Here is a 25,384-nt window from a genome sequence, read left to right on the forward strand (position 1 = left end):
GTCCGGGTGTCCATTGACGGAAGCCGTGGAAAGGGTGGCTGGCGGGCCGTGCCGGGTTCCTGCCGGTCACGGCGTATTGTCTACGATATTTTTCACGATCAGGTGAAGCGGATTCGGGGGCCTTTCCCGCCATCCCTTTGCATCGGCGCCCGGCGGGGGCAGGCTGGCCGCCTGACGATAGGGGAGAGCATGGCGTGCGGATCGACGACCCGGCGGTGATCGCGGAGGCGAGGGCCGTCTTCGACCGCTATGAGGCGGCGCTGATGGCGAACCGGACGGAGGAGCTGGATGCCATCTTCTGGGCCGATCCGCGCACGGTGCGATTCGGGATCACGGAAATTCTCTATGGACATGACGCGATCCGCGCCTTCCGGGCGGGCGTTAAGTCCTATGCCCAGCGGGTGCAGAAGCGGGTGCAGATCACGGCCTTCGGGCCGGACGTCGTGGCGACGCATCTGGAATACGAACGGGTGGGCACCGGGCTGATCGGCCGGGAGACGAAGATCATGGCGCGCATCCCTGGCGAGGGTTGGCGCGTGGTGTCCGCCCATGTGTCGCTGCTGGCAGGCGTCGATCCGGGCCGGCAGGAGAGGCCGGCCGGGGGGAAGCCATGAGCGCCGCCGACATGCAGGTGGTGCCGGGCGGCGGGCCGCATCTGGTCGTGATCGGCGCCGGCATCGTCGGCGCGGCGACGGCGCTGGCGGCGCTGCGGGAGGGGTTCCGGGTGACGATCCTGGAACCCGGCGAGCCCGGCGGCGAACAGGCGGCGAGCTACGGGAACGGGTGCTGGCTCAGCCCCATGTCGGTGATCCCGCCGTCATCGCCCGGCCTGTGGAAGAAGGTGCCGAAATTCCTGGCCGACCCGCTGGGGCCGCTGGCCATCCGCTGGTCCTACCTGCCCCGCGTGCTGCCCTGGCTGGCGCGCTATCTCTGGGCTGGCTGGACCGAGGCGAAGGTCGAGGCGACGGCTCGCGCGCTGCGGCCGCTGCTGGTGGATGCGCCGGCGCTGCACAAGGAACTGGCGGAGGAGGCCGGCGTCGGCCACCTGATCGAACGCCGCGGCCTGGCCTACATCTACGAGAACCGCGCGCAGTTCGAGAGCGAGGCGATGGCCTGGCGTATCCGGCGCAAGGTGGGGGTGGAGTGGCTGGAACTCGGCGCCGACGAGATGCGGCAGCGGGAGCCCGACCTGGATCGCCGCTACACCTTCGCGGCCCTGGTGGAGGAAGGCGGGCATTGCCGCGATCCCGGCGCCTATGTGGCCGCGCTGGTGGCGCAGGCCCGGGCGGAAGGGGCCGAGCTGCGACGCCAGGCCGCGACGGGGTTCCGGATCGAGGAGGGGCGGCTGCGGGCGGTGGAGACCGGGACGGGGGAGGTCGCCTGCGACAAGGCGGTGATCTGCGCCGGCGCCTATTCCCGCAAGCTGGCCGCCGCCGCCGGGTCCCGCGTGCCGCTGGAGACGGAGCGGGGCTACCACGCGATGGTGGTGGATCCGGGGGTGGGGCCGCGGACGCCGCTGATGCCCTATGACGGCAAGATGTCCGTGACCTGGACGGACAAGGGCCTGCGCTGTGCCGGCCAGGTCGAGATCGCGGGGCTGGAGGCGGCGCCCAACTGGAAGCGGGCGGAGATCCTGCGCGACCACCTGCTGCGGAGTTTCCCGGGCCTGCCGCGGGACCTGCCTGCTGATCGCGTCAAGGTGTGGATGGGGCACAGGCCGTCCATGCCGGACGGGCTGCCCTGCATCGGGCCATCCGGGGCGTCACCCGATGTGTTGCTGGCCTTCGGGCATGGGCATGTGGGGCTGGTGGCGGCGCCGCGGACGGCGCGACTTGTGATGGCGTTGCTGGCGGGGAGACGACCTGAAGTGGCGGTTGAAGCGTTCCGCCCTGCTCGATTCTCTTGACAAAGAGTTCCCGGCCGCAATTTTGCTGGTTTTCCTTGCGCCGGGATGCCATCTTGCATGGTGGCGGCCCTGCATCGTGTCGGGTCGTGTCCACAAGTACGGATCGCATAACATCGTGTTTCCCGACAACGAACAGGGCGGCGCCGGGTCCGTCGAAGCCGAAGTGAAGTGGTACAATGCCCGCAAGGGCTTCGGCTTCGTCCTCGGTCCCGATGGGCAGGACGTCTTCTTCCACGCCTCGGCGCTGACCGAGGCGGGCATCGAGCCGCCGGATACCGGTGACAAGTTGACGTGCGAGATCGGGACGGACCGTCAGGGCCGTCGCCTGGTCACGCGCATCTACTCCGTCACCAAGGGTGCCGGGGGCGGCGGCGGTGGTGGCGGCGATCGCCCGCCGCGGCCGGGCGGCTTCGGCGACCGTCCCCCGCGCCGGGATTTCGGCGGCGGCGGTGGCGGTGGCTTCGGCGACCGTCCCCCGCGCCGTGATTTCGGCGGCGGCGGCGGTGGCTTCGGCGACCGTCCCCCGCGCCGTGACTTCGGCGGCGGCGGTGGTGGCTTCGGCGACCGTCCCCCGCGCCGTGACTTCGGTGGCGGCGGTGGTGGCTTCGGTGGCGGCGGCGGCTTCGGCGGCGGTGGTGGCGGCTTCGGCGCCCCCCGCGGTGGCTTTGGCGATCGTCCCCCGCCGCGCCGCGACTCCGGCCGGGATGAGGGTGGCCCGACCTATGCCGTGAACGGCACGGTGAAGTGGTTCGACCAGGTGCGCGGCTTCGGCTTCGTGACCCCGGACGATGGCGGCCAGGACGTGTTCCTGCACTCCTCCGTTCTGCAGCGCGCCGGCAAGGCCGACGTCCAGCAGGGCGAGAAGGTGAACCTGGATGTCCGTGACGGCCAGCGCGGCCGCCAGGCGGTCAACCTGAAGGAATAGTGCGCGAGGGCTTGTGGCGGGAACGCCGGCAAGCCTGGACAGCACGGCCCGGACCTCGTCCTTGTGGCGAGGGTTGTGATCCCCGGTCGCGAAAGCGGCCGGGGCTTTTTTTGTGCATGCGCCAGGATGATGGGCCAGCACACGCATATTTTTTCGATCCGTTAACCACTTTCGCGATTCGTCAGGGCCAAGTGCCGTTTTTGTTTACGAACGGTTTACCGCCGCCGCGCAAATCTCAGGACGGTCCCCGGAACGTTTCGGGGGCTCCGGGGCACCCCCGGCCCGGGGAAAAACCCGAAGGGAACCCGCGATGAACGTGACGCCATTCCCAGGATCCGCCGGCAGCGGCATCGGCCCCGCGCTGCGGGCCGCACGCCGACAGGACACCTTCGGCGCGCTGCGCTGGCGCGACATGGCCACCCCCGATGGCTGGAACCCGGCGCCCTCCGCGCCGGGCACGGAAACGCCGACGCTGATCCTCGCCCGGGCCGTGGCGGGCATCGTGGCCATCGCGGCGGAGCGGGCGAGGGAGGCAGGGGAGCTCGCGGTGCTCCGCGACCAGGTGCTCCGGGTGCTGGACCAGCCCGGGGAACCATCCAGCCCCGACCCGCGGGAGGCAGAGGCCCCGGAGCCCCCCCCCATCACTGACGCCGACCCACAGACCGAGGTCGAGCGCCTTGCCTCCCTGATGCAGCGTCAGACCGACCGATAGGTCATCCGAAGCGGCGCGGCCTCAGCCCGCCGTGGAACCAGTTGATCATCGTGTAGATGTCGTAGACCGGCAGGCCGATCTCCGCCTGCAACGCCGCCGCGTAGGGCGGCATGTTCGTGCATTCCAGCACGATGGCGCCGACCTCGGGATGCCGCGCCACCAGGGCACGGCCGGCATCGATGATGTCCTGCTCCGCCAGCGCGACATCCATGTCCACCTTCGCCGACTGGATCAGCACGCGGAAGAACTCCCGGCCGCCCTCGGTGCCCTCCACCGGCGTGTCGAGGGGGACGCCCGCGGCGTCCAGATGCGCCTGCGTCAGCGACGCCTTGTTGACGGTGATCACGCCGACGCGCCGGCCCGGCGGCAACGTCGCCTGCACCCAGGGCACCTGCATCAGCGACGAGGTCGCGACCGGGACCTGGACCGCCGCCGCCAATTCGCGCTGGAACAGGGACAGGAACCCGCAATTCGTTGTGATGGCTTCCGCGCCCAGATCGACCAGGTCCCGCGCGGCCTCGATGAAGGCCGGCAACAGGCCCGGGGCGCCGTTCAGCACCACCCGTTCCGGACTGGCGCCGCGAACGACGCGGAACAGCACGGGAAACGGCCAGGTCGTGCCATTGCCCATGTCGCCGGGAATACGGGGGAAGCGCGCTTCCAGCATCAGGATGCCGAGCGGCGCGCCGTAGATGGACCGTCCACCGCGGGCGATCCGCGGGACATGCGGGGGAATGCTCATGCGCGACAGCGTCGCGCGGCCGGCCCTGCCGGGCAAGCCGCGCCCCGCGTTGGATTGACGACATCAACCATCCCCGATCCGGCTTCGTGCCGGCGAGGCGCGACCGGTGCCCACCCGCGATGGCGATGTCGCCGGGCACGTCGCGCCGACGGCGCCCGCTGGTCCATGGGGGACGAAGCCATCCCGATTCCACGTCCCGCCGAACCATGCCCCGCCTGGAATCGCTCCCCACCCCTGCGGGCAATGGCACGGGGGTTGCGCGCGGCGCCGCTGTCCGGTTCATCTATGAAAACGACCGTGGCTTCCTGTGGTATGATGTCGATGGCACCGGGAAGGCTCGCGCCCCCAATCCGGTGGTACAATCCATCGGCATTCCTGCCCTGAATGCCGCAGACATCCCGATCACCGCCTGAAGCGCATCACGACGGAGCCGCCATGAGTATCAGCCGACGCCTGCTTGCCCCCTTCGTCGCGATGCTCGGCCTGGGCGCGGCCCCGGCCATGGCGCAGGAGGCACCCTGGCCGAACCGGCCGATCGAGTTCCTCGCGGGCTTCCCCAACGGATCCGGCGTCGACATCTACCAGCGGCGCCTGGCGGGGCCGCTGAGCCGGGCACTCGGCCAGCCCGTGGTGGTCAACAACCGGGTGGGGGCGGGGGGCAACATCGCCTCCGACGTCGTCGCCAAGGCGCGGCCGGACGGCTACCTGATCCTGTTCGGCACCGCCGGCACCCATGCGATCAACCAGACGCTCTACCGGCGCCTGCCCTTCAACGTCATGACGGATTTCACGCCGATCGCGCATCTCGGCGACGTGCCGAACATCATGATCACCAGCATCGAGCGGCGGCCCAACTACCGCACCTGCCAGGACGTGATCGCGGATGCGCGGGCGCGACCGGGGGCGCTGAACTACCCGAGCACCGGGAACGGCGCCTCCACCCACCTGGCCGGTGCGCTGTTCGCGGCGCGCGCGGGGTTGGACGTCGTGCATGTGCCCTTCCCGGGGCAGCCGGGGGCGGTCACGTCGCTGCTGGGCGGCCAGACGGACTTCTTCTTCAACCAGGTCGGGCCGGCCATGGGGATGATCCAGCAGGGCGCCGTCCGTGGCCTCGCGGTGACGACGCGGACGCGCATCGCGGCGCTGCCGGACGTGCCAACGGTGGCCGAGGCTTGCGGCCTGCCGGATTTCGAGAGCACGACCTGGTACGGCGTCTTCGGCCCGCCCGGCCTGCCTGACGCGATCACGCGGCGGCTGAACGAGGAGATCGTGAAGATCATCGAGGAGCCGGAATTCCGCCGCTGGCTGATCGACACGCAGGGCATCGACCCGCCGACGGTCCGCACCCCCGCTGAATTCCGCGCGGTTCAGGAGCGTGACGTGGCACGCTGGGCGCAGGTGGTGCGCGACGCACGCGCCACGGTGGACTGACTGGCGAGGGGGGCGGGTGATCCGCCCCCCCAACCATTCGCCTCAATTCCGGCGGCGGCGCTCCGCGGCTTCGTCCCGGCGCATCTGCAGGAACAACTCGTATTCCTCATGCCGCGCGGGCACCCAGCCGATGACGTTGCCGCGTTCCACCGCGCGGTGGATATCCGGCGCCGCGGCGGGCAGGGCCAGGTGGAAGGCCACCATGTCGTCCTTGAAGGACTGGGGAAGGTCCTTGCGGACGACGATGGGTCCGTTCTCGATGGGGCCGCTGCGCCAGATGATGCGGATGTCGCGCATGTTGATCATGCCCTTCTCCGCGGTCGCCCGCAGCATACCGCGGTTGAACCCATCCTCCGCATTGCCGACGCCCGACGCCCAGGTGACGCCCGCATCGAACTGGCGGCCCATCACGGCGACGATCGCCTGTTCATGCCCGCCGGCGAAGCCGGTGCGGCCGAAGAAGGCCTCCGGGTTCACGCCGGCCTGGCGCAGCGCCGCGCGGGGGATCAGGAAGCCGCTGGCGCTGTTCGGGTCCGCCCAGGCCATGGACCGGCCGCGCATCTGTTCCAGGCTGGTGATGCCGCTGTCGGCGCGGGTGTACATCACCGCGATATAGCTGGTGCTGCCATCGGCCTCCTGCGTCTTCAGGATGGGCTCGACATTGCCGTTGGATTCCATCCAGGAGGCGGCATAGGCGGCGGGCGACATGCTCGCGATCTCGATGTGCCGCCCGGCGAAGGCCTGGACCACGCCGCCATAGTCGCTGGCCTGGAACAGGCGGACGGGGACGCCGAAGGTCTCCTCGATCAGCCGCGCATAGCCGCCATAGCGGCCGATGCGGTCAGCTTCATTCTCCCCGCCCAGCACGCCGATGCGCAGCGTGCTGATCTGCTGCGCCCAGGGGCGGCGGCCGCGTTCCGGCATGGGGAAGCGGGCGGCGGGCGTCTGCGCGCCGGCGGCGATGGGCGCGAGCAGGCTCGCGGCCAGGAGGGAGCGGCGGGGGAAGGGCATGGCGGGCGGCTCCGGCTGGGATGACGGTTCGGCGACCATATTGCGACAGGACCGCCGATCCGCCAGGGCGGAATCGGCGGCTTGCCGCTACCAGGAATACGAATCCGGCCGCAGGATCGCCTTCGTCGTGGCGGCGAGGTTGCGGGGTTCCGGCTTCGGCATCACGGGCCGCTCCATCCGGCCCCAGCCCGGCGCATCCAGCACCTTGCCGTCCTGCATCACCACGCGGCCGCGGACGATGGTGGCGATGGGGGCGCCCACCGTCTCCATCCCCTCGAAGGGTGTGAAGCGGCTGCGTTCGCTGTGCAGCTCGGCACCGCGGATGGTGTCGCGCTTGGTTGGATCGACGATGGCGATGTCGGCATCCGCGCCGGGCTGGATGACGCCCTTGCGGGGATAGAGGCCGAAGGCCCGGGCCGGCGCGCTGCCGGCCATTCGGACATACTGCTCCATGGTCATACGGCCCTCATGCACGAAGGTCAGCATCAGGCGCATGGAGGTCTCGACGCCCGGGAAGCCGCAGGCATTGTCCCAGAAGGACGGGCGCTGCTTCTCCTCCATCGCATGCGGCGCGTGGTCGGTGCCGAGGATGTCGATCGTGCCGTCCAGCAACGCCTGCAGGATGGGCTCGCGCTGGCGGCCTTCCCGGATCGGGGGGTTGAGGCGGCCGACGCGGGCGGCGTCGCCGGTCAAATCCTCCGCCGCGATGATCACGTATTGCGGGCAGGTCTCCACCGTCATCGGCACGCCGCGCGCCTTGGCGTCGCGGATGATCGGGATGCTGCGCATGCAGCTTTCATGGACGATGTGGATCCGTGCCCCGGTCCATTCGGACAGGGTGATGGAACGGTTGAGGCTTTCCAGCGCGGCGATGTCGGCGCGGGCGGCGAGATGCGCGAAGGCGTCGTCGCGGCCGGCCGCCTTCATCCGGTTCTCCCGCCAGAAGAGGATGGGCGAGTTCTCCGCATGGATGGAACAGCGGAGCCCGAGTTCGGCCAGGATCTCGAACCCCTCCAGCACCGCGCCGTCATTGGGGGCGGGGTTGTTGCCGGTGGTGTTGCCGTAGAAGAGCTTGAAGCCGATCACCCCGGCCTCCGCCAGCGCCGGCAGATGGTCGAGCGAGCGTTCGTCGAGGATGCCGTAGAGGCCGAAATTGACGATGGCCTGGCGCTCTGCGGCTTCCCGCTTGGCGGCCAGCGCCTCCACCGTCGCGATGGCGGGTTCGGTGTTCGGCATGTCGAAGACGGTGGTGACGCCACCGGCGGCGGCGGCGCGGGTGCCGGTGCGCCAATCCTCCTTCTGCTCCATGCCGGGTTCGCGGATATGGGTGTGGACGTCGATGGCGCCGGGGATGACGAATTTTCCGCGCGCATCGATGGTCGCGGCGGCCTTGGGCGCGAAGGCCGGGTGGCCCACGAAGGCGATGAGCCCGTCCTTCACCGCGACATCGGCGGCGAAGCGGCCCGTTTCGTTCACCACCGTGCCGCCGGTGATGAGGAGGTCGGCGAGGAACGGAGTGTCTGTCATGGCGTCTTGCGGTTCCTTCCTGGGCGGCCCGCGATGCGGGCCGAGGCCGCGAATGCGGCCCGCGGCAAGTGCCGCGAAGCCAAGCGCGCGGATGCGCGCGCCCGGCGTTTGAGGGCTTGGAAAAGGGTCAGATCACCCAGCCGCCATCGACGGCGAGGTCCTGGCCCGTGGTCTGGCGGGACATGTCGGAGGCCAGGAACAGCACCGCATTCGCGACGTCCATGTCGGTGCTGATGCGCTGAAGCGCGTATTCGGAAGCGTGCTTGCGGCGCGCTTCCTCGATGCTGATGCCTTCCTTCCGCGCCATGGTCGCGCGCACCTGTTCGAAGCGCGGACCTTCCACCATGCCGGGGCAGACGCAGTTCACGTTGATATCGTAGGGGCCGAGTTCTAGCGCGGCCGATTTGGTGATGCCGCGCAGGCCCCATTTGCTGGCGGAGTAGGCGCTGCGGCCGGCGCGGCCACGCAGGCCGAAGGTGCCGCCGACATTGACGATCTTGCCCCGTTTCGCCGCGATCATGCTGGGCGCGAAGGCGCGCATGGTCATGAAGCAGCCGGTGACGTTGAGGCGCAGGATCTCGTCGAACTCCTGGGGCGTCGTCTCCCAGAAGGTTTTCCCGAGTGGCCCGCGGCCACCGGCGATGTTGACCAGAACGTCCACGCGGCCGAAGGCCGAGAGCACCGACGTGGCCATCGTATCGACGCTGGCGGAATCCATCAGGTCACAGAAGAAGATCTCCGCGCGCCGGCCCATGGCGCGGCATTCCGCCTGGACTTCCTCGATCGCCTTGGTGTCGCGGCCGACCAGTGCCAGGTCCGCGCCATGTTCGGCCAGCAGCTTCGTGCAGGCCGCACCCATTCCCTTGGCGGGGCCGGTCACGACGGCCACGCGGTCCTTCAGCAGCATCACGACGATTCCCTTATTCCGCGCGCAACAGGCGCTTCGACTTGGTCCAGCCCTTGGCGAGGTACCGGCAGTGGCAGGCTACATGGGGCGCTACTTCGTGGCACCAGGCCTTCACTTCCGCATTCACGCCGCGCAGGCGCTCCGCGGCCTCGTTCGCCTCCGCGGCCAGCTTCGACTCATCGAGGCCCAGCACCTTGCGGTCCCGCAGCTTCCATTCGCCGCCGATCATCACATCGACGACGGCGGCGCCATCCTCGGTCCAGACCAGCTGGTTGGCGGCATCGTTCAGCGGCGCCCAGTTGATGTGGTCGAGGTCGAGCAGCACGAGGTCCGCCGCGCGCCCGGCCTCGATCACGCCGCCATCAAGGCCCAGCAGCTTCGAGGAACCGGCGGTCGCCAGCCGCACCGTCTCCGCCGTGCCGAGCCAGTCATCCTCCTCCGAATCCTCCCAGAGGCGGGAGGCGAAGGCGGCGAGGCGCATGGACTCGAACATGTTCTGGTTGTCGGAGGAGGAGGAGCCATCCGTGCCGATGCCGACGGTGACGCCCGCCTTGATGGCCTTGCGCGCGGGGGCGATGCCGGAGGACAGGCGCATATTGGCCCCGGGATTGTGGGACAGGCCGCCGCCGCGCTTCGCCAGCAGGTCGAGGTCGCTATCCGTCAGCCAGACGCCATGGGCGACGCTGAACCAATCCCCCACCAGGCCGAGCCGATCCATATGTTCCAGCAGCGTGGCACCTTCATAGCGGATGACGCCGCCGGCATACTGGTAGCGGCTTTCCGCGACATGGGTCTGCATCCGCATGCCGTATTCCGCGGCCAGCGTGCGGCAGCCCTTCATGAACTCATCGGTGCAGTGCAGCGGGATGGTGGGTGCGCAGCCCAGCACGATGCCCTTCGACGTATGGGACCAGGACTTCGCCGCGGCGGCGATGGCATCCAGGATCTGCTGCGCGGGCGGCATGCGCATCCCCTCCGCCCGGGCACGGACGGAGGCGGGCAGGGCTTCCGGCAGGCCGGGGGTGGCCTGGAAGAATGTGAGGTCCGCGACCATCGGGGCGATGATGCCGCGCAGGCCGACGGTCGCGTAGGCATCCGCCATGGCGTCCAGCCCCTCCACCGTGGGGCAGGGGAATTCGGCCGGCAGGTCGAAGACGGCGGTGCAGCCCTTCTTCAGATTCTCGACCGCGTTCAGCGCGGTGGACAGCCACTTGTCCCGCAGCACGCGGCCGCCGCTGATCCAGGGCGCATGGGCAAGGAGCAAGGCGAGGTCCCATTTGTCGCCGGCGCCCTTGGCGAGGCCGCCATGGCCATGGGTGTGGCCGTTCACCAGGCCCGGGATGATGAGGCGCTTCGAGGCATCATGGGTCTGCGCACCTTCGACCGCGGTGCCGGGCGGCAGGATGGCGGCGATGCGGCCGTCCTTCACCAGCACATCGGCCAGCGGCGCGGAGAGGGCGTCGGGCGCAAGCACGCGTGCGCCGGTCAGCAGCAGGGTGGGGGCGGGCATGGGCAGGGTCCTCCGGGGATGGGAGAGGTGGGCGTGACCCCCACCCCGACCCTCCCCCGCAAGCGCGGGGGAGGGGGATTTGTCGCTGCCGGCTCCCTCCCCCGGGCTTCCGGGGGAGGGTCGGGGTGGGGGTTTGCGCGCCCTTACAGGCGGCGCTCGGAGGCCGGCGGCAGGTAGCGGTCGGTGAACATGGTGCTGGCGGCCGGCGGGTTGGCGACGCCGAGTGCCTCCGCATTCACCGTCACCAGCTGCTGCGCGCGGGCCATGTCCACATGCCCCATCCCGTGCTGGCGGCTGTTGGGCGTGATGATGGAGCGGTCGCGCGTCATGGCGAAGCGGCGGGCTTCCAGCGCCTCATCGAACAGCGGCTCGCGGCGCTTCAGGCTGGCCATGCCGCCGGGCACGTCGTTCAGCAGCGCCTTAAGGCCATCGATGGAGGCCTTCACGAAGCGGGAGGCCACTTCGCCATTCCGCTCCAGCCAATCGGCGCGGCAGAAGACGCCGGAGCCGTAGAGGTCGAGGCCGTTCTCGGCATAGGGCCAGGACAGGATGTCATCCTCCGGGATGCCGAGGCCGACCAAGTTGAAGTGCACGGTAAAGAGGAAGCCCGTGACGGCATCGACCTGGCGGGTGCGCAGCATGGTGTCGCGCAGGTTCGCGGCCATGGAGGTCCAGCGAACGCGGCTGGCATCGATGCCGGCGACGCGGGCGAAGGCCGGGAAGAGCAGGCGCGAACCCTCGCCTTCCGGCGCGCCGAGGTTCTTGCCGACGACGTCCTGCGGCTTCTCGATGCCACGCCCGCGCATGGTGACGATGGCGGCCGCGGTGCGGTCGAAGACGGGATAGAGCATGACCAGGCGGCTGGCCGGGTTTTCCGCGTTGAACTTCACCGCGCCGGAGAAATCCGCGAAGCCGATGTCGTAGGCGCCGGAGCCCACCTTCACCAGCGCATCGCCGGAGCCGAAGCCGCGATCCATGCGGACGGCCAGCTGTTCGCGGCGGAAGATGCCGCGATCCTCGGCCAGGGACCACATGCCGTGATTGCCCTGCAGCGCCCAGTCCAGCGTGAAGCGGACGGCGGATTGCGCGGCGGCGGTGCGGATGGTGGGAAGCGTGAGGGCCGCGCCGGCGGCGGTGGCCAGAAGGGTGCGGCGATTGAGGCTGGTCATGGGCTTGGGTCTTTCCGTGTGACAGGCGTCAGTTGATCCGCCGCAGCGGGGCGGCGGGCAGGAATCGGGTATCGAGGATCTCGGCGGCGGCTGGCACGCGGGGCAGGCTGAAGCCCTGGGCGACGATGCCGATGGCACGGGTCAGGCGTTCGGGCTCTACATGGCCGATGCCGTTGGCCAGCGCCTCCGGCGTGCGGATCTGATTGTCGATCACCCATTGCAGGCGCTCGGTCTCCAGCGCCGGGTCGAGCAGGGCTTCGCGGCGGGCGATGTGCTGCACGGCGGCGCGGGGGTCGCGGATCGCCTCGATCCAGCCACGGGTGATGGCGCGCACCAGCCCGGCCACCACCTGGGGGCGGCGCTCGGCCATCTCGGTCGAGACCAGGATGGAGTTGGACAGCACATCGACCCCGTGGTCGCCGTAATACATGAAGCGGACATCCTCGCGCCGCACGCCGAGGCCCTTCAGCCCGAACCATACCGTGGAATCGAAACCTGTCACGGCCTCCACATCACCGCGGACCAGCAGCGTCTCCCGCAGCTGGGGGGTGACGGATTGGAAGTTGACGCGGGCGGGGTCGATGCCCGCCAGGGTGGCGAAGGCGGGGAACAGGCGGAAGCCCGTGTCGTTCTGCGGCGCGCCGACTCGGCGGCCGGCCAAATCCTGCGGCCGGTTGATGTTGGCCCGCGCCAGGCTGACCACCGCCATGGGCGGGCGGGTGTAGAGAACCATCGCCGTGACCACGCGGCGTTCCGGCTGGCGGGCGGTGAATTCGATCAGCGTGTTGATGTCGCCGAAGCCGGCATCATAGGTCCCGGCCGCGATGCGGCCGATGGGGGCGGAGGAACCCTCCCCGGGGTCCATCCGCAGCGTGATCCCTTCCTCCCGGAAGAAGCCGCGATCCTCGGCCAGGAAGAAGGGGGCGTTGGGTCCCTCCAGCCGCCAGTTGAGGATCATGCGCACATTCTCCTGCGCGAAGGCGGGCGCGGCGGCGAGAAGGCCGGCGGCCAGCGCCAGGGCGCGGCGTGCGAGTGCTTTGGGCATGGGCTGCTCCTTTGGCGTGCAGCGTCCCGTGCCGCGGCACGGCGGTGCGCGGGGGGACGAGGCGTTTGCGCCCCGCGTCCGCAAGCCCCGTGCCAGGGCTCAGGTCACGCGCCAGCCACTGGCGAAATCCTTCAGCCGGTACCAGCCGGTGACGAGTGGCATGAACCAGGGCGTGCCGCTGTAGCCCGGCAGGGTGGGCATGGGCATGCGGGAGAAGGCGGAGGCGCGGTTGTCGCCCCCCAGCATCATCCGCGCGGCGACGGTGCCGAGATGCGTCATGGTGACGACGCCGCTGCCATTGCAGCCCAGCGCATGATGCACGCCGTCCTGGACGCCGACATGGGGCAGCATGTCGAAGGCGAAGGCCACATTGCCCTTCCAGCCATGGGTCAGGCGCACGCCTTCCAGCGATGGCAGCAGGTGGACCAGGTGGCGGTGCAGCCAGCGCGCGCCCACGCGCGGGTCGGTGTCCGACAGCGTGGCGCGGCCGCCGAACAGCACGCGGGTGCCGTCGGGAGAGGGGCGGAAGTAGTAGAGGATCTTCTTGGTGTCCCCATAGACGCGGAATTTCGGCAGCACCTCCGCCACGCGATCCCGGCCCAGCACCGCCGTCGCGACCATGTAGGAGGCGACGGGGACGATCCGCCGGCGATGCCAGGGCAGGGCGGCGCCGGTGTAGCCGTTGGTCGCGACCATGACATGGCGGGCGCGGATCACGCCGGCGGTGGTGGAGACGAGGAAGCCCGTACCCTCCCGCGCGATGCCGTCCACGGTGACGCCGCCGGCCAGCGCCGCCCCCGCGCGCCGTGCCGCCCGGGCCAGCCCCTGGGTGTAGCGGGCGGGGTGTAGGCTGGCGGCGCGGTGGTTCACCATGCCGCCGTGGTAATGGGGCGTGCCCAGTTCCTCGGCCAGGCGGGCACGCGGCAGGATCTCCGCCGTGCCGGGGATGGCGGCGTTCAGCAGGGCGGCGCGTTTCGCGAGCGATTCCATCGCGGCCGCGCTATGGGCGCCGACGAAGCGGCCGCAGCGGACGTAGTCGCATTCGATCGATTCGCGGGGCAGCAGCGCCTCGAAGGCATCGAAGCTGGCCTCGGCCTCATCCACCATCTCGCTCAGCAGCGCGGGGTCGATGCCCTTGGAGACATCGGATTTGGCGCGCCCCAGGCTGCCCGCGCCGGACAACGCGCCGCCATTGCGGGAGGAAGCGCCCCAGCCGATCGCCTCCCGGTCCAGCACCAGGGGCGCCATGCCGCCGCGGGCGAGTTCAAGCGCCGTGGACAGCCCCGTGATGCCGCCGCCGATGATGACGGTATCGGCCTGGTCGGGCAGGGCGGTGACGGGAGAGGAAGGCGGGGCTGCGGCCTCCCACCAATAGGGCGTGGTGCGGAAGCCGGGGGCGAAGATGGCTTCGTCATTCATGCTGGCCGTCCCGCGCTGCGCGCGAGGTAGAGCGTGGCTGCCACCATGATGAGGGTCCCCCAGACCAGTTCCCAGCCCGGCCTTTCGGCGAAGGCCAGCATCGCGATCACGGCGGAGGCCGGGATCTGCACATATTCGATGGGCGCCAGCAGCCCGACCGGGGCCCGCCGCGCCGCCCAGGACGCACAGAAATCCCCGAGGATCGCGAGTATGGAGCCCGCCACCAGCATGGCCGCCGCAAAGCCCGTGGGCGTCTGCCAGACGAAGGCGGAAACGGGTCCCCAGACGATGACGGAGGCCAGCGCATACCAGGCGACGACGCGCGCCGGCGGCTCCGTCGCCGAGAGCATCTTGACCGCGATCAGCACCAGCGCGCCGGTCAACCCACCCAGCAGCGCCGCCAGCGTGCCGGCGGAAACCCCTTCCTGGAACCCACCCTGGCCGGTGGCGATGACGAGCACGCCGGTGAAGCCGATGGCCGCCGCGATGGCCCGATCCCAGCCCACCCTCTCCCCCAGCAGCAGGAAGGCGAGGGGCAGGGCCCAGAGCGGCCGCGCATGCATGATGGCCACAGCATCGGCCAGGGGCAGCCAGAGGATGGCCAGCATATGGACCATGAAGCCGACCAGCCCGGCGCAACAGCGGAACAGATGCGCCCCCGGCCGGCGCGTATGCAGCGCCGACGGCCCCTTGCGCATCAGCCAGGGCAGCATGACCAGCACGGTGAAGGCACCGCGGGCGAAGGGAACCAGGGGGACGGGCAGGCCATCCTGCATAGCGGCACGGAAGCAGGCGCCCATGGCGGCGAAGGACAGGCAGCAGGCCAGCATGAGGCCCATGCCGGCCAGCAGGCGCCGCGTCTCGCGTGATTGTTCGCCTTTCGGCGCGGTCCCGGCGTCCATCCGGAGGGGAGGCTAGGCCCTGGGACGGGCCAGGGAAAGGTGGGGGTGGCCGGCGGCCACCCCCTCGGGCCGGCTAGCGGCGGTCAGCGGCCAGCTCCGCCTCCAGCTCCTTGATCCTCGCCACCAGCGTGGTGCGGAGGGAGGAGGAGGCCGTGGGCTTCATGCCGGCCAGTGTTTCCTTGAGTTCCGCCAGCAGGCGCTTCTTCTCCTGCGGGCTGCGGCGGATGGGGCGATTGTCGGAGAACTGGCCCTCATGCGATCGCATCGGCGTGTCCTTCCCGGGCTGTTGTTGAGCACAGGGGTTAGGGGGGCGGCGCGGCGGCGTCAACGCGGGCGGGGGATGCCGCTGGGCGGTGCAGGGGCTGCCTCGCCGGGATGCAAGCCGTGTCCAGGATCGCACCCCTTGTTGTCCGGACAGCTTGCCTGAAACGCCGGGGCGGCGCAGATATCACGCCGCGCGGGGTGCCGCGCGACAGGGAAAAGTCCTCCGGGGAACCAAGCAATGCCGAACACGATCCTTAAGGGCGTGACACCGTCTCGCCGCGCGTTGATGCTCGGTGCCGCCGGGGCGCTTGCGGCGCCGGCCGTGCTGCGGGCGCAGCCTGCGCCGATCAAGCTCGGCATCCTCCAGCCCGTCACGGGCGCCCTGGCGCAGGACGGTGAATATGGCCGCATCGGCGCCGAACTCGCCATCCAGGAGCTGAATGCGACCGGGGGCATCAAGTCCATCGGCGGCGCGCAGATCCAGATGGTGTTCGGCGATGCGCGGTCGAACCCCGAAGGCGGCACGGCGGAAGTGGAACGGATGCAGGCCGAAGGCGTGGTCGCCATCGTCGGCGGCTTCGCGAGCCCGATCTGCCTGGCGGCCAGCCAGGCGGCGTCCCGCTACGACCTGCCCTACATCGTCGATGTCGGCGTCAGCGACCAGATCGTCTCCCGCGGCCTGCGCAACACCTTCCGCTTCAGCCCGGGTGCGGCAAGCATCACGCGCGCGGCGCTCGACAATCTGGTGCGGCTGAACGACGCGGCCGGCAAGCCGGCCAGGACCGTGGTGCTGGTGCATGAGGACGGGCTGTTCGGCACGGGTGCCGCCCGCACCATGCAGGCCGAACTGCCGCCGCGCGGCTTCGAGATCCTGGAGACGATCAGCCACCCGTCGCCCGCGCGGGACATGTCCAACATCGCGCTGCGCATCCGCAGCCTGAACCCGGACCTGATCATCCCGTCCAGCTACTACAGCGAATTCGTCCTGCTGAGCCGCACGCTGCAGCAGCGCCGCATCCGGCCGAAGGGCATCTACGCGATCCTGAACGGCGCCGCGTCCAATTTCCGCTTCGTGCGCGAATTCCCGGAAGCGGCCAATCTGGTGATGGACGTCAACCACTGGGCCGATCCGCGCAAGCCGAAGACGACCGAGCTGCGCCGCATGGTGGAGGCGCAGAACCGCTTCTGGCTGTTCAACGTGCCGATGAACTACTCCGCCGTCATGCTGGTGGCGGATGCGCTGGAGCGTGCAGGCCGTGCCGACCGCAACGCGGTGATCGAGGCGCTGGCGAAGACCGATGGCAGCTTCACCCGCCACATCATGCCCTATGGCCCGACGAACTTCGTCAATGGCCAGAACCAGGCGGGCCAGGCGGTGAACACGCAGATCCAGAACAACGACGTGAAGGTGATCTTCCCGACGGAGTTCGCCGACGCGCAGCCGATCTTCCCCTGGCCGGCCGGGTGACCATTGCACTCCCTTCCGCTTGAAATCGTGCTGGAGGCCGTGGCGAACGGCCTCCTCACCGGTGCCGTCTATGGGCTGGTCGCGCTGGGCCTCACGCTGGTCTATGGCGTGCTGCACATCATCAACTTCGCCCATGGCGCGCTGCTGACCATGGCGATGTATGCGGCCTGGGTGTGCTGGGCGGTGTTCGGGCTCGATCCCTATGTCGCCATCCTGCCGCTGGTGCCGATCTTCTTCGCGGTGGGCTACGCGGTGCAGCGCTTCGTCATCATGCCGGCCAGCCAGGGCGATGATAACAACATCCTGCTGGTGACGCTCGGCCTGTCGATCGTGCTGGAGAACGCGATGCTCGCGATCTTCCGGTCGGACACGCTCTCCGTCCAGGTTCCCTACGCGATGGAGGTGATCGAGGCCGGGCCGATGCTGCTGTCCTTCCCGCGCGTCGTGGGTTTCGGGGTGACGCTGGTGGTGGCGCTGGTGCTGTTCCTGGTGCTGACGCGTACGGATACGGGGCGTGCCATGCGGGCGGTGGCGAAGGAACGCACCGGCGCGGCGCTGGTCGGCATCGATGTCCGGCACGTCTATGCCGTGACGTTTGCCATCGGCTGCGCGTGCCTGGCGATTTCCGCCTGCCTGCTGCTGCCGTCCTTCTACGTGAACCCGCGCGTCGGCAATGCCTTCGTGCTGGTGGCCTTCACCATCGTCGTGCTGGGCGGCATGGGCAGCGTGCCCGGCGCGCTGCTGGGGGGGCTGTTCATCGGCGTGGTGGAGAGCCTGTCGGGCCTCTATCTCGGGGACAGTCTCGGTCAGCTCGGCATCTTCGTGATCTTCATCCTGGTGCTGCTGTTCCGGCCGACCGGGCTGTTCGGGGCGCGCGCGTGAAGGACCGGCAGCTTTCCCTGATCCTGGCCTTCGCGGGCATCGCGGCGCTGGTGCCGCTGTTCGTCACGGCGGGCACATGGCTGAACTTCGCGGTGTTCACGCTGATCCTGTGCCTGGCGGCGCAGGGCTGGAACATCCTGGGCGGCTATAGCGGGCAATACAGCTTCGGCCACGCCGCCTTCTTCGGCACCACCGCCTACCTGACCGCGGTGTTGCAGACACGCTACGGGATCAGCCCCTACGCCGCCTTCGCGATCGGCATCGCGGCCGCGGCCGCGGTGGGATGGGTGATCGGCTTCCTGTCCTTCCGCTCCGGCCTCAAGGGCAGCTATTTCGCGCTGGTGACGCTGGCCTTCGCGGAGGTCTTCCGCGTGCTGGCCAATGCGTCGGAGATCACCGGCGGCGCGGCGGGCACGCTGATCAAGCTGGATGTCAGGCCGGAGAATTTCCAGTTCGCCTCCCGCGGCACCTTCTTCTGGGTGGTGCTGGGCATGGTGGTGCTGGCCATGCTGCTGACCCGCGCCCTGGAACGCTCGCGCCTCGGCGCGCAGATGGTCGCGGTGCGGGAGAATGAGGATGCGGCCCGCGCGCTCGGCGTCGATGCGCTGCGCGTGAAGCTGGCGGCCATCGCGCTGTCGGCCGCGATGACGGGGGCCGCCGGCGGCCTCTACGCGCAGTATTTCCTCTACCTGGACGCCACCATCGCCTACGGCACCTGGATCAGCGTTGAAGCCCTGCTGGCGCCGATCGTGGGCGGGGCGGGTACGGTGTTCGGGCCGGTCGTGGGCTCCATCGTGCTGCACAGCCTGTCCGAATTCACCAAGAGCCTGGTGGGCCGCATCCCCGGCATCGACCTGGTGATCTTCGGCATCATGCTCATCCTGGTGGTGCGCTTCCCGCCGCGGAACATACCCGGGCTGATCCGGCGCTGGAGGGGGACGAAGTGATCGAACCCGATCCCGCCTTCCTGGCCGTCCGCAATGTCTCCATGCGGTTCGGCGGCCTGCTTGCCGTCTCCGATGCGTCCTTCTTCGTGAAGGAGGGCAGCATCACCGGGCTGATCGGGCCGAATGGCGCGGGGAAGACAACGCTCTTCGCCATCGTCTCCGGCTTCCAGAAGCCGACCACCGGGCATGTGCTGTGGAAGGGGGAGGAGATCACGGCGCGGCCGCCGCATCTGCTCGCCCGCGCCGGCATCGCGCGCACCTTCCAGATCGTGCAGCCCTTTGCCGGTCTCTCCGTGCGGGAGAACATCGCCGTCGGCGCCTTCCTCCGGCACAAGCGGCGCGACGACGCGATCGCGCTGGCGGAGAAGGTGGCGGCGCGCGTGGGGCTGACCGCGGAACTCGACAAGCCCGCGGCCGCGCTGACGGTGGCGGGACGCAAGCGGGTGGAACTGGCGAAGGCGCTGGCCACGGAGCCCAAGCTGCTGCTGCTGGACGAGGTTCTGGCGGGGCTCAATCCGAGCGAGGTGCGCGACATCGTGCCCGTTGTCCGCGCCATCCGCGATTCCGGCGTGACCGTGCTGATGATCGAGCATGTGATGCAGGCCGTGATGAACCTCTGCGAGGCCGTGCATGTGCTGGCGCAGGGCCGCATCATCGCCAGCGGCACGCCGGCGGAAGTGGTGGCGACGCCGGCCGTTGTCGAAGCCTATCTCGGTCACGGCGCGGCAACGCGCCTGTCAGGCAAGCGCGATGCTTGAAGTCAGGGATCTGGTCGCGGGCTATGGCCTGACCCGCGTGCTGGAAGGTGTCTCGCTGGAGGTGAAGGCCGGCGAGATCGTCGCCGTGCTGGGATCGAACGGCGCGGGCAAGACGACGCTGAACATGACCATCAGCGGGCTCGTCAGGCCGCGCAGCGGGGAGGTGCTGTTCGAGGGGCAGCGCATCACCGGGCTGTCGCCGGCGCAGGTGATGGAGCGCGGCCTGATCCAGGTGCCGGAAGGCCGCAAGATCTTCCCGAACCTGACGGTGCGGGAGAACCTCGAACTCGGTTCCTACCGCCGCGCCAGGCCGAACCGTGCGCGGAACCTGGAAAAGGTCTTCGCGACCTTCCCCCGCCTGCGGGAACGCGTGGCCCAGGGCGCGGGCACGCTCTCGGGCGGTGAGCAGCAGATGCTGGCGATCGGGCGCGGCATGATGGCGGAGCCGCGGCTGTTGATCCTCGATGAGCCGTCGCTCGGCCTCTCGCCGTTGCTGGTGGAGGAGATGTTCACCCTGATCCGCAGGCTGCATGGAGAAGGGCTTGCGATCATGCTGGTGGAACAGAATGTCGCGCAGTCCCTCGACATTGCGGACCGCGCCTATGTGCTGGAACACGGGGTCTTCGCGCTGTCGGGCCCGGCTGCCACAGTGCGTGACGACCCGGAGCTGAAGCGCGCCTATCTGGGTCTGTAACGGGGAAGGAAACAGAAGCCATGGCCATGCTGACGCCGGGGGTTGCCGCGGCAACGGAGCTGCTCGCCACGCCACCCTCGCCATGGCTCGGCGAATGGTCGCGCTTCGCGGCCAAGGTTCGCTTCGCCGATCTGCCGGCGGATGTGGTGGCGCGCACGCGGCTGGCGCTGCTGGATTGCATCGGGGCCATCGCATCGGGCGCGCAGGAGCCCGAGTGCCAGGCGCTGGCGGCGCGGATGATCGCGCGTGAGGGTGGCGGCGATTCGCCGGTGATCGGCTTCGCCGGCGGCGCGCGTCCCGGCACGGCGGCCTTCCTGAATGGCACCGCCGGCACGATGCTGGAACTGGATGAGGGCAACCAGTATGCCCGCGGCCACCCCGCCATCCATGTCGTGCCCGCGCTGCTGGCGGCACCGCGCGGCGACGGCGCGGCGCTGCTGGTGGCGCTGGCGCTGGGCTACGAGATGGGCAGCCGCGTCGGCATCGCGAGCAAGCTGAACGTCGCGATGCACCCGCATGGCACCTGGGGCACGCTGGGCGCCGCGACCGGCATCGCCAAGCTGCATGGCGCGACGGCGGAGGAATTCCGCGGCGTGATCAACATGGCCTCCACGCTCGGCCTGGCCACGTCGCGCAAGACGATGCTGGAAGGCGGCACGGTACGGAACACCTATGCCGGCGTCGCCAACATGCTCGGCATCACCGTGTGGGATCTGGTGCGGGCGGGGTTCGAGGGTGAGCGCGACGGCGTCGCCACCATCTTCGGCCATGTCAGCGCGAATGACTTCCGGCCGGATGAGATGGTGGCGGAGCTCGGCACGCGCTGGGAGATCGCCCGCAACTATTTCAAGCGCCACGCCGCCTGCCGCTATACGCATGGCGCGCTGGATGCGCTGGCGAAGATCGTGGCGGAGCATGGCGCGCTGACGCCGGACCAGGTGAAGGCGGTCCACGTCCACACCTATGTCTGGGCCGCGCAGCTCGACAGCCCCGCGGCGCCGAACATGCTGGCCGCCAAGTTCAGCATCCCCTTCGCCATCGCCACCTTCATCCGCCACGGGGCCGCGACCGTGCCAGCCTTCCGTGGACCCGCGCGTGAGGATCCCGTGACGCTGGCGCTGGCGCAGCGAGTGACGGTCGACGAGGATGCGGCGATGACGGCGATGCTGCCCGGCCTGCGCCCCGCGCGCGTCGCCATCACGCTGAATGATGGCCGCGTGTTGCGCGCGGAGGTCACGACCAATCGCGGGGATACCGAGGATCCCTTCTCGGAGGCCGAGGTGCGCGAGAAATTCCATGACCTGGCTGACCCGGTCTATGGGCGCGATCGCGCGACGGCGATCGAGGAAGCGGTGCTGGCGATCGGCCCGCATGACGAGGCGACTTCACTGGTGGAATTGCTGGCACGATGAGTCTTGCTCATGTCCGCGAGCGCGGGGCGCTCGACGCCGTGACGCTGGCCGTCCTGAAGGGACGGCTGGAGCAGATCGCCGACGAGATGGACGCAACGCTGTATCGCAGCGCGTTCAACCCGATCATCGCGGAGGCGCGCGACGCCTGCCACGGCATCTATCATGCGGAAACCGGCGCCACGCTGGTGCAGGGGACGAAGGGGCTGCCGATCTTCGTCGGCGCCATGTCCTTCGCCGTGCAGGCCGTCATCAAGCGGGTGCAGGCGGGCGCCGGGCTCGACCCCGGCGACACCTTCATCTTCAACGACCCGTATGAGGGCGGCACCCATCTGAATGATTTCCGCCTCGTCCGGCCACTGTTCCGGCAGGGGAAGCTGTTCTGCTGGCTGGCGAGCGTGGGGCATTGGCTCGACATCGGCGGCAACGTGCCTGGCAACTACAATCCGCGCGCGACGGAGAGCCACCAGGAAGGGGTGCGCTTCCCGCCGGTGAAGCTGATCCGCGCCGGCGTGATGCAGCAGGACATCCTCGATATCCTGGCGGCCAACAGCCGCGTGCCGCAATCCAATTGGGGCGACCTGAACGGCCAGTTGAATGCGCTGGATCTCGGCCAGCGACGCCTCTCCGCGCTGCTGGATGAAAGCGGGGAGTCGACGGTGGAATCTGCCTTCGTGGCGCTGGCGGATCGCGCCGCGGCGCTGATGCAGGCGGAGGTCGAGGCGCTGCCCGATGGCGACTACGCCTTCGAGGATTACCTCGACAATGACGGCGTGGTCGATGAGAAGCTGGTCATCGCGCTGGACATGAAGGTGCGCGGCGGGTCGATGCTGCTCGACTTCTCCCGCAGCAGCGATGCCTGCCTCGGCCCGATCAACATCAGCCGGGCGACGACGGTGGCGGCCTGCTATGTCGCGCTGAAGCATGCCTTCCCCGATGTGCCGGCGAATGCGGGCGTGCTGCGGCCGATCGAGTTTGTGATTCCTGATTCCTCGCTGCTCGGCGTCGGTCCGCCGCGGCCGGTGGCGGGCTATACCGAGACGATCCTCCGCCTCATCGGCGTCATCTTCGGCGCGCTGGGCAAGGCGGTGCCGGAACGCGCGACGGCAGCGCCCTTCGGCACCATCAACGCGCTGTCGCTGTCCGGCCAGCGCAAGGATGGCACGCGCTGGGTCATGTTCTCCTTCTTCGGCGGCGGCCTCGGCGGCAATCCGGAGAGCGATGGGCTGCACCACGCGAACAACCCGATCTCCACCGCGACGATCCCGCCGGCGGAGATCCTGGAAGCCGCCTACCCCGTGATGTTCACCCAATGGGCGCTGCGGCCGGACAGCGGCGGCGCCGGGCTGCATCGCGGCGGTGTCGGCGCGATCTATGAGATCGAGGCGCTGTCGCCCGGCACCACGGAAGTGGCGCTGCTGGGGGAACGCGGTCGCTTCGCGCCCTTCGGCGTCAGCGGCGGGCAGCCAGCCGCGCTGAACACCTTCGCCTGGCAATCGGCGGATGGCTGGAACACGCCGCCCATGGCCAGCAAGATCGTCGGCGTGAAGATCGAGGCCGGGCAGCGCGTGCGCCTGGAAGCACCGGGTGGCGGCGGATGGGGCGACCCGATGCAGCGGCCGCGGGAGGCTGTGGCGCGTGACATCAGGCTGGGCTTCGTCAGCGCGGAACGCGCGGCACAGGACTACGGATACCGGGCATGAGCAGCGCACCCATCGTCGGCGTGGACGTCGGCGGCACGTTTACCGACCTGTTCCTCTATGATCCCGGCACAGCATCCTTCCGCACGGCGAAGGTGCCGTCGAACCGGGGCGATGAGGCCGTGGGCTTCATGAACGGGCTGCGGGCACTGGGCGGGCCTGCGGGGTTCGAGGCCATCGTGCATGGCACGACCGTCGGCACCAATGCGCTGCTGGAACGCAAGGGTGCCAAGCTCGGCGTCATCACCACCGCGGGCTTCCGCGACGTGCTGGAGATGCGGCGGCGGGACCGGCGCAACACCTGGGGCCTCTGGGGCGAGTTCCTGCCCATCACGGACCGCGACATGCGCTTCGAGGTGCCGGAGCGCACGCTGGCGGATGGGACGGTGCACACGGCGGTCGATATCGCGGCCGTCGAGGCGGCAGCGCGTGAATTGCTGGCGCGCGGCGCCGAAGCCTGCGCGATCGTCTTCATCAATGCCTATGCGAGCGGGGTGAACGAGGCCGCGGCGGCGAAAGCCGTGCGCGCGATCTGGCCGACGCCGCATGTCAGCGTTTCCTCGGAAATCCTGCCGGAGATTCGGGAGTTCGAGCGTGCCTCCACCACCGCGCTCAACGCCTATCTGCAACCCGGCGTGGCGAGCTACCTCGGCAAGCTGGAAGGCGCGCTGGAGAGCGCGGGCTTCGGCGGGCGGTTCCACATCGTGCAGTCCAATGGCGGCATCATGTCCACCGCTACCGCGCGCAGCGTGCCGGCGCGCACGGCGCTGTCCGGGCCGGCGGCTGGTGTCATCGCAGCGGCGGCCATCGCCAAGGCGGCGGGGTTCGAGAACGCCATCACCTGTGACCTGGGCGGCACGTCTTTCGACGTGTCCCTGGTCGCAGGCGGAGAGATGGCGCTGGCGGCCCAGGCGACGATCGATTTCGGTCTGGTGATCCGCAGCCCGATGATCGAGATCACGACCATCGGCGCCGGCGGTGGTTCCATCGCCCATGTCGATCGCGGCGGGCTGTTGCAGGTGGGGCCGGAAAGCGCGGGCAGCCGACCGGGCCCGGTCTGCTACGGCCAGGGCAATACGCGGCCGACACTGACGGATGCGAATGTCGTGCTCGGCCGGATCAATGCGGACAAGCCCATCGGTGGCGCGCTGGCGCGGCTGGATGTGGAGGGTGCGAAGGCCGCGCTGCTGCATCATGTCGGCCAACCGCTTGGCCTTGATGCCATGGCGGCGGCGGAGGCCGTGGTGCGTGTCGCCAATGCCAAGATGGCCGGTGCCATCAGGCTCGTTTCCATCGAGCGGGGGCATGATCCGCAGAAATTCGTAGCACTGCCCTTCGGCGGCGGCGGCGCGCTGCATGTCGGCGCGCTGATCAAGGAAGTGGGGTTGCAGGCGGCGCTGGTGCCGCGCTTTCCCGGCGTGACCAGTGCCATCGGCTGCGTCATCGCCGATGTGCGGCATGACCAGGTGCGGACGCTGAACCGCAACCTGGATGGCATCGACGCCGCCGCGCTCGACCAACGCATGGTGGAAGAAGCGACCGCCGCGCGCGCCGTGGTGGAGGCCGCGGGGCTCCCGGTGGAGCGCATCGAGATCCGCTTCGAACTCGACATGCACTATGCCGGCCAGACGCACACCGTTGGCGTGCCGCTGCCCGTGCATGTGAAGAACGGCACCACCGGCGTCAGCGAAGCCATCATCCGCATGGCCTTCGAGGCTGCCTACCAGACGGCCTTCAGCCGGCTGCTGCCGGGCCTTGGCATCCGCATCGTCTCGCTCCGCACGGCCGCCATCGGCATCCGGCCCGACTTCGACTTGACGGCGCTGGCACCGCCCAAGGATGCAACGGTGGAAGGCGCGGCACGCGGCGCGCGGCAGGTGTGGTTCGATGGGGCCTGGCATACCGCGACCGTCTGGTCGCGGCTCGACCTGCCGGAAGGGTCGCGCGTGCATGGGCCCGCGATCCTTGAACAGGGCGATGCGACGGTCGTCGTCGATCCCGACCTGGTCGCGCGCACCGACCGCTTCGGCAACCTCATCATCGAACGGGAGTGACG

The 25,384-nt window shown here is 69.6% G+C and carries 24 protein-coding genes; 14 read left to right on the top strand and 10 right to left on the bottom strand.

Features of this window, described 5'->3' with window-relative positions; translation table 11 throughout:
- Positions 1-194 precede the first annotated feature (194 nt).
- From BM041_RS15055 to BM041_RS15080, 4 genes are all read left to right on the top strand, one after another.
- The gene (locus BM041_RS15055) at positions 195-614 is read left to right on the top strand and encodes an AtzH-like domain-containing protein (RefSeq protein WP_092960698.1); all 420 of its coding nucleotides are present in this window, start codon (positions 195-197) and stop codon (positions 612-614) included.
- Entirely contained in the window at positions 611-1,906 is a 1,296-nt protein-coding gene (locus BM041_RS15060; protein WP_245762100.1) for an NAD(P)/FAD-dependent oxidoreductase, read from the top strand. Before BM041_RS15055 ends, BM041_RS15060 begins: the two co-directional genes overlap by 4 nt.
- A complete protein-coding gene (locus BM041_RS30955; RefSeq protein ID WP_217648732.1) occupies positions 1,875-2,831 on the top strand; it encodes a cold-shock protein in 957 nt (318 codons plus the stop codon). Before BM041_RS15060 ends, BM041_RS30955 begins: the two co-directional genes overlap by 32 nt.
- 310 nt (positions 2,832-3,141) lie before the next feature.
- Positions 3,142-3,543, top strand: a complete 402-nt coding sequence (locus tag BM041_RS15080; protein WP_092960699.1) for a hypothetical protein — start codon at positions 3,142-3,144, stop codon at positions 3,541-3,543.
- Position 3,544: 1 nt separating this feature from the next.
- On the opposite strand, the gene BM041_RS15085 is transcribed toward BM041_RS15080, so the two are convergent.
- Entirely contained in the window at positions 3,545-4,285 is a 741-nt protein-coding gene (locus tag BM041_RS15085; protein WP_092960850.1) for an aspartate/glutamate racemase family protein, read from the bottom strand.
- Positions 4,286-4,491: 206 nt separating this feature from the next.
- Here BM041_RS15085 and BM041_RS15090 point away from each other — a divergent pair, with 206 nt between their 5' ends.
- Positions 4,492-4,698, top strand: a complete 207-nt coding sequence (locus BM041_RS15090) for a hypothetical protein (RefSeq protein ID WP_092960700.1) — start codon at positions 4,492-4,494, stop codon at positions 4,696-4,698.
- A gap of 22 nt (positions 4,699-4,720) precedes the next feature.
- Positions 4,721-5,716 (top strand): Bug family tripartite tricarboxylate transporter substrate binding protein, encoded by a 996-nt coding sequence (locus tag BM041_RS15095; RefSeq protein ID WP_092960701.1) that lies wholly within the window; start codon positions 4,721-4,723, stop codon positions 5,714-5,716.
- 42 nt (positions 5,717-5,758) lie between these two features.
- Here the strand turns inward: BM041_RS15095 and phnD are convergent, their stop codons facing one another.
- From phnD to BM041_RS15140, 9 genes are all read right to left on the bottom strand, one after another.
- On the bottom strand, positions 5,759-6,727 hold the full coding sequence (gene phnD / locus BM041_RS15100) for a phosphate/phosphite/phosphonate ABC transporter substrate-binding protein (RefSeq protein ID WP_092960851.1): 969 nt from the start codon (positions 6,725-6,727) through the stop codon (positions 5,759-5,761).
- Positions 6,728-6,814: 87 nt separating this feature from the next.
- Entirely contained in the window at positions 6,815-8,254 is a 1,440-nt protein-coding gene (locus tag BM041_RS15105) for a dihydroorotase (protein WP_092960702.1), read from the bottom strand.
- A 127-nt stretch (positions 8,255-8,381) separates the two neighbouring features.
- Entirely contained in the window at positions 8,382-9,161 is a 780-nt protein-coding gene (locus BM041_RS15110; RefSeq protein ID WP_092960703.1) for an SDR family NAD(P)-dependent oxidoreductase, read from the bottom strand.
- A gap of 13 nt (positions 9,162-9,174) precedes the next feature.
- Positions 9,175-10,671: an amidohydrolase family protein gene (locus BM041_RS15115; protein ID WP_092960704.1), complete on the bottom strand. Its 1,497-nt coding sequence runs from the start codon at positions 10,669-10,671 to the stop codon at positions 9,175-9,177.
- Between the two features lie 143 nt (positions 10,672-10,814).
- Positions 10,815-11,840: an ABC transporter substrate-binding protein gene (locus BM041_RS15120; protein ID WP_092960705.1), complete on the bottom strand. Its 1,026-nt coding sequence runs from the start codon at positions 11,838-11,840 to the stop codon at positions 10,815-10,817.
- Between the two features lie 28 nt (positions 11,841-11,868).
- Entirely contained in the window at positions 11,869-12,885 is a 1,017-nt protein-coding gene (locus BM041_RS15125) for an ABC transporter substrate-binding protein (protein WP_092960706.1), read from the bottom strand.
- A 99-nt stretch (positions 12,886-12,984) separates the two neighbouring features.
- A complete protein-coding gene (locus BM041_RS15130; protein WP_092960707.1) occupies positions 12,985-14,304 on the bottom strand; it encodes an NAD(P)/FAD-dependent oxidoreductase in 1,320 nt (439 codons plus the stop codon).
- Positions 14,301-15,206: a DMT family transporter gene (locus BM041_RS15135; RefSeq protein ID WP_245762101.1), complete on the bottom strand. Its 906-nt coding sequence runs from the start codon at positions 15,204-15,206 to the stop codon at positions 14,301-14,303. Before BM041_RS15135 ends, BM041_RS15130 begins: the two co-directional genes overlap by 4 nt.
- A 73-nt stretch (positions 15,207-15,279) precedes the next feature.
- Positions 15,280-15,471 carry a hypothetical protein gene (locus BM041_RS15140; RefSeq protein ID WP_092960708.1) on the bottom strand — a complete coding sequence of 64 codons (192 nt, stop codon included), beginning with the start codon at positions 15,469-15,471 and terminating at the stop codon, positions 15,280-15,282.
- 237 nt (positions 15,472-15,708) lie between these two features.
- Here BM041_RS15140 and BM041_RS15145 point away from each other — a divergent pair, with 237 nt between their 5' ends.
- From BM041_RS15145 to BM041_RS15180, 8 genes are read left to right on the top strand one after another with little or no spacing between them, the layout of a single operon-like run.
- Positions 15,709-16,938 carry an ABC transporter substrate-binding protein gene (locus BM041_RS15145; RefSeq protein ID WP_092960709.1) on the top strand — a complete coding sequence of 410 codons (1,230 nt, stop codon included), beginning with the start codon at positions 15,709-15,711 and terminating at the stop codon, positions 16,936-16,938.
- A 39-nt stretch (positions 16,939-16,977) separates the two neighbouring features.
- Positions 16,978-17,820, top strand: a complete 843-nt coding sequence (locus tag BM041_RS15150) for a branched-chain amino acid ABC transporter permease (RefSeq protein ID WP_092960853.1) — start codon at positions 16,978-16,980, stop codon at positions 17,818-17,820.
- Positions 17,817-18,767, top strand: coding sequence for a branched-chain amino acid ABC transporter permease (locus BM041_RS15155; protein ID WP_092960710.1), 951 nt, complete (start codon positions 17,817-17,819; stop codon positions 18,765-18,767). Before BM041_RS15150 ends, BM041_RS15155 begins: the two co-directional genes overlap by 4 nt.
- Positions 18,764-19,525 (top strand): ABC transporter ATP-binding protein, encoded by a 762-nt coding sequence (locus BM041_RS15160; protein WP_342713796.1) that lies wholly within the window; start codon positions 18,764-18,766, stop codon positions 19,523-19,525. Before BM041_RS15155 ends, BM041_RS15160 begins: the two co-directional genes overlap by 4 nt.
- Positions 19,518-20,219: an ABC transporter ATP-binding protein gene (locus tag BM041_RS15165; RefSeq protein WP_092960711.1), complete on the top strand. Its 702-nt coding sequence runs from the start codon at positions 19,518-19,520 to the stop codon at positions 20,217-20,219. The genes BM041_RS15160 and BM041_RS15165 overlap by 8 nt, the downstream gene beginning before the upstream one ends.
- A 20-nt stretch (positions 20,220-20,239) precedes the next feature.
- Positions 20,240-21,631, top strand: coding sequence for an MmgE/PrpD family protein (locus BM041_RS15170; RefSeq protein WP_092960712.1), 1,392 nt, complete (start codon positions 20,240-20,242; stop codon positions 21,629-21,631).
- Positions 21,628-23,331, top strand: a complete 1,704-nt coding sequence (locus BM041_RS15175) for a hydantoinase B/oxoprolinase family protein (RefSeq protein ID WP_092960713.1) — start codon at positions 21,628-21,630, stop codon at positions 23,329-23,331. Before BM041_RS15170 ends, BM041_RS15175 begins: the two co-directional genes overlap by 4 nt.
- Entirely contained in the window at positions 23,328-25,382 is a 2,055-nt protein-coding gene (locus BM041_RS15180) for a hydantoinase/oxoprolinase family protein (RefSeq protein WP_092960714.1), read from the top strand. Before BM041_RS15175 ends, BM041_RS15180 begins: the two co-directional genes overlap by 4 nt.
- The last annotated feature ends 2 nt before the right edge of the window (positions 25,383-25,384 follow it).

Origin of the sequence: Falsiroseomonas stagni DSM 19981, from assembly GCF_900114315.1 — a bacterium.
GTDB classification, from domain to species: Bacteria; Pseudomonadota; Alphaproteobacteria; order Acetobacterales; family Acetobacteraceae; genus Falsiroseomonas; species Falsiroseomonas stagni.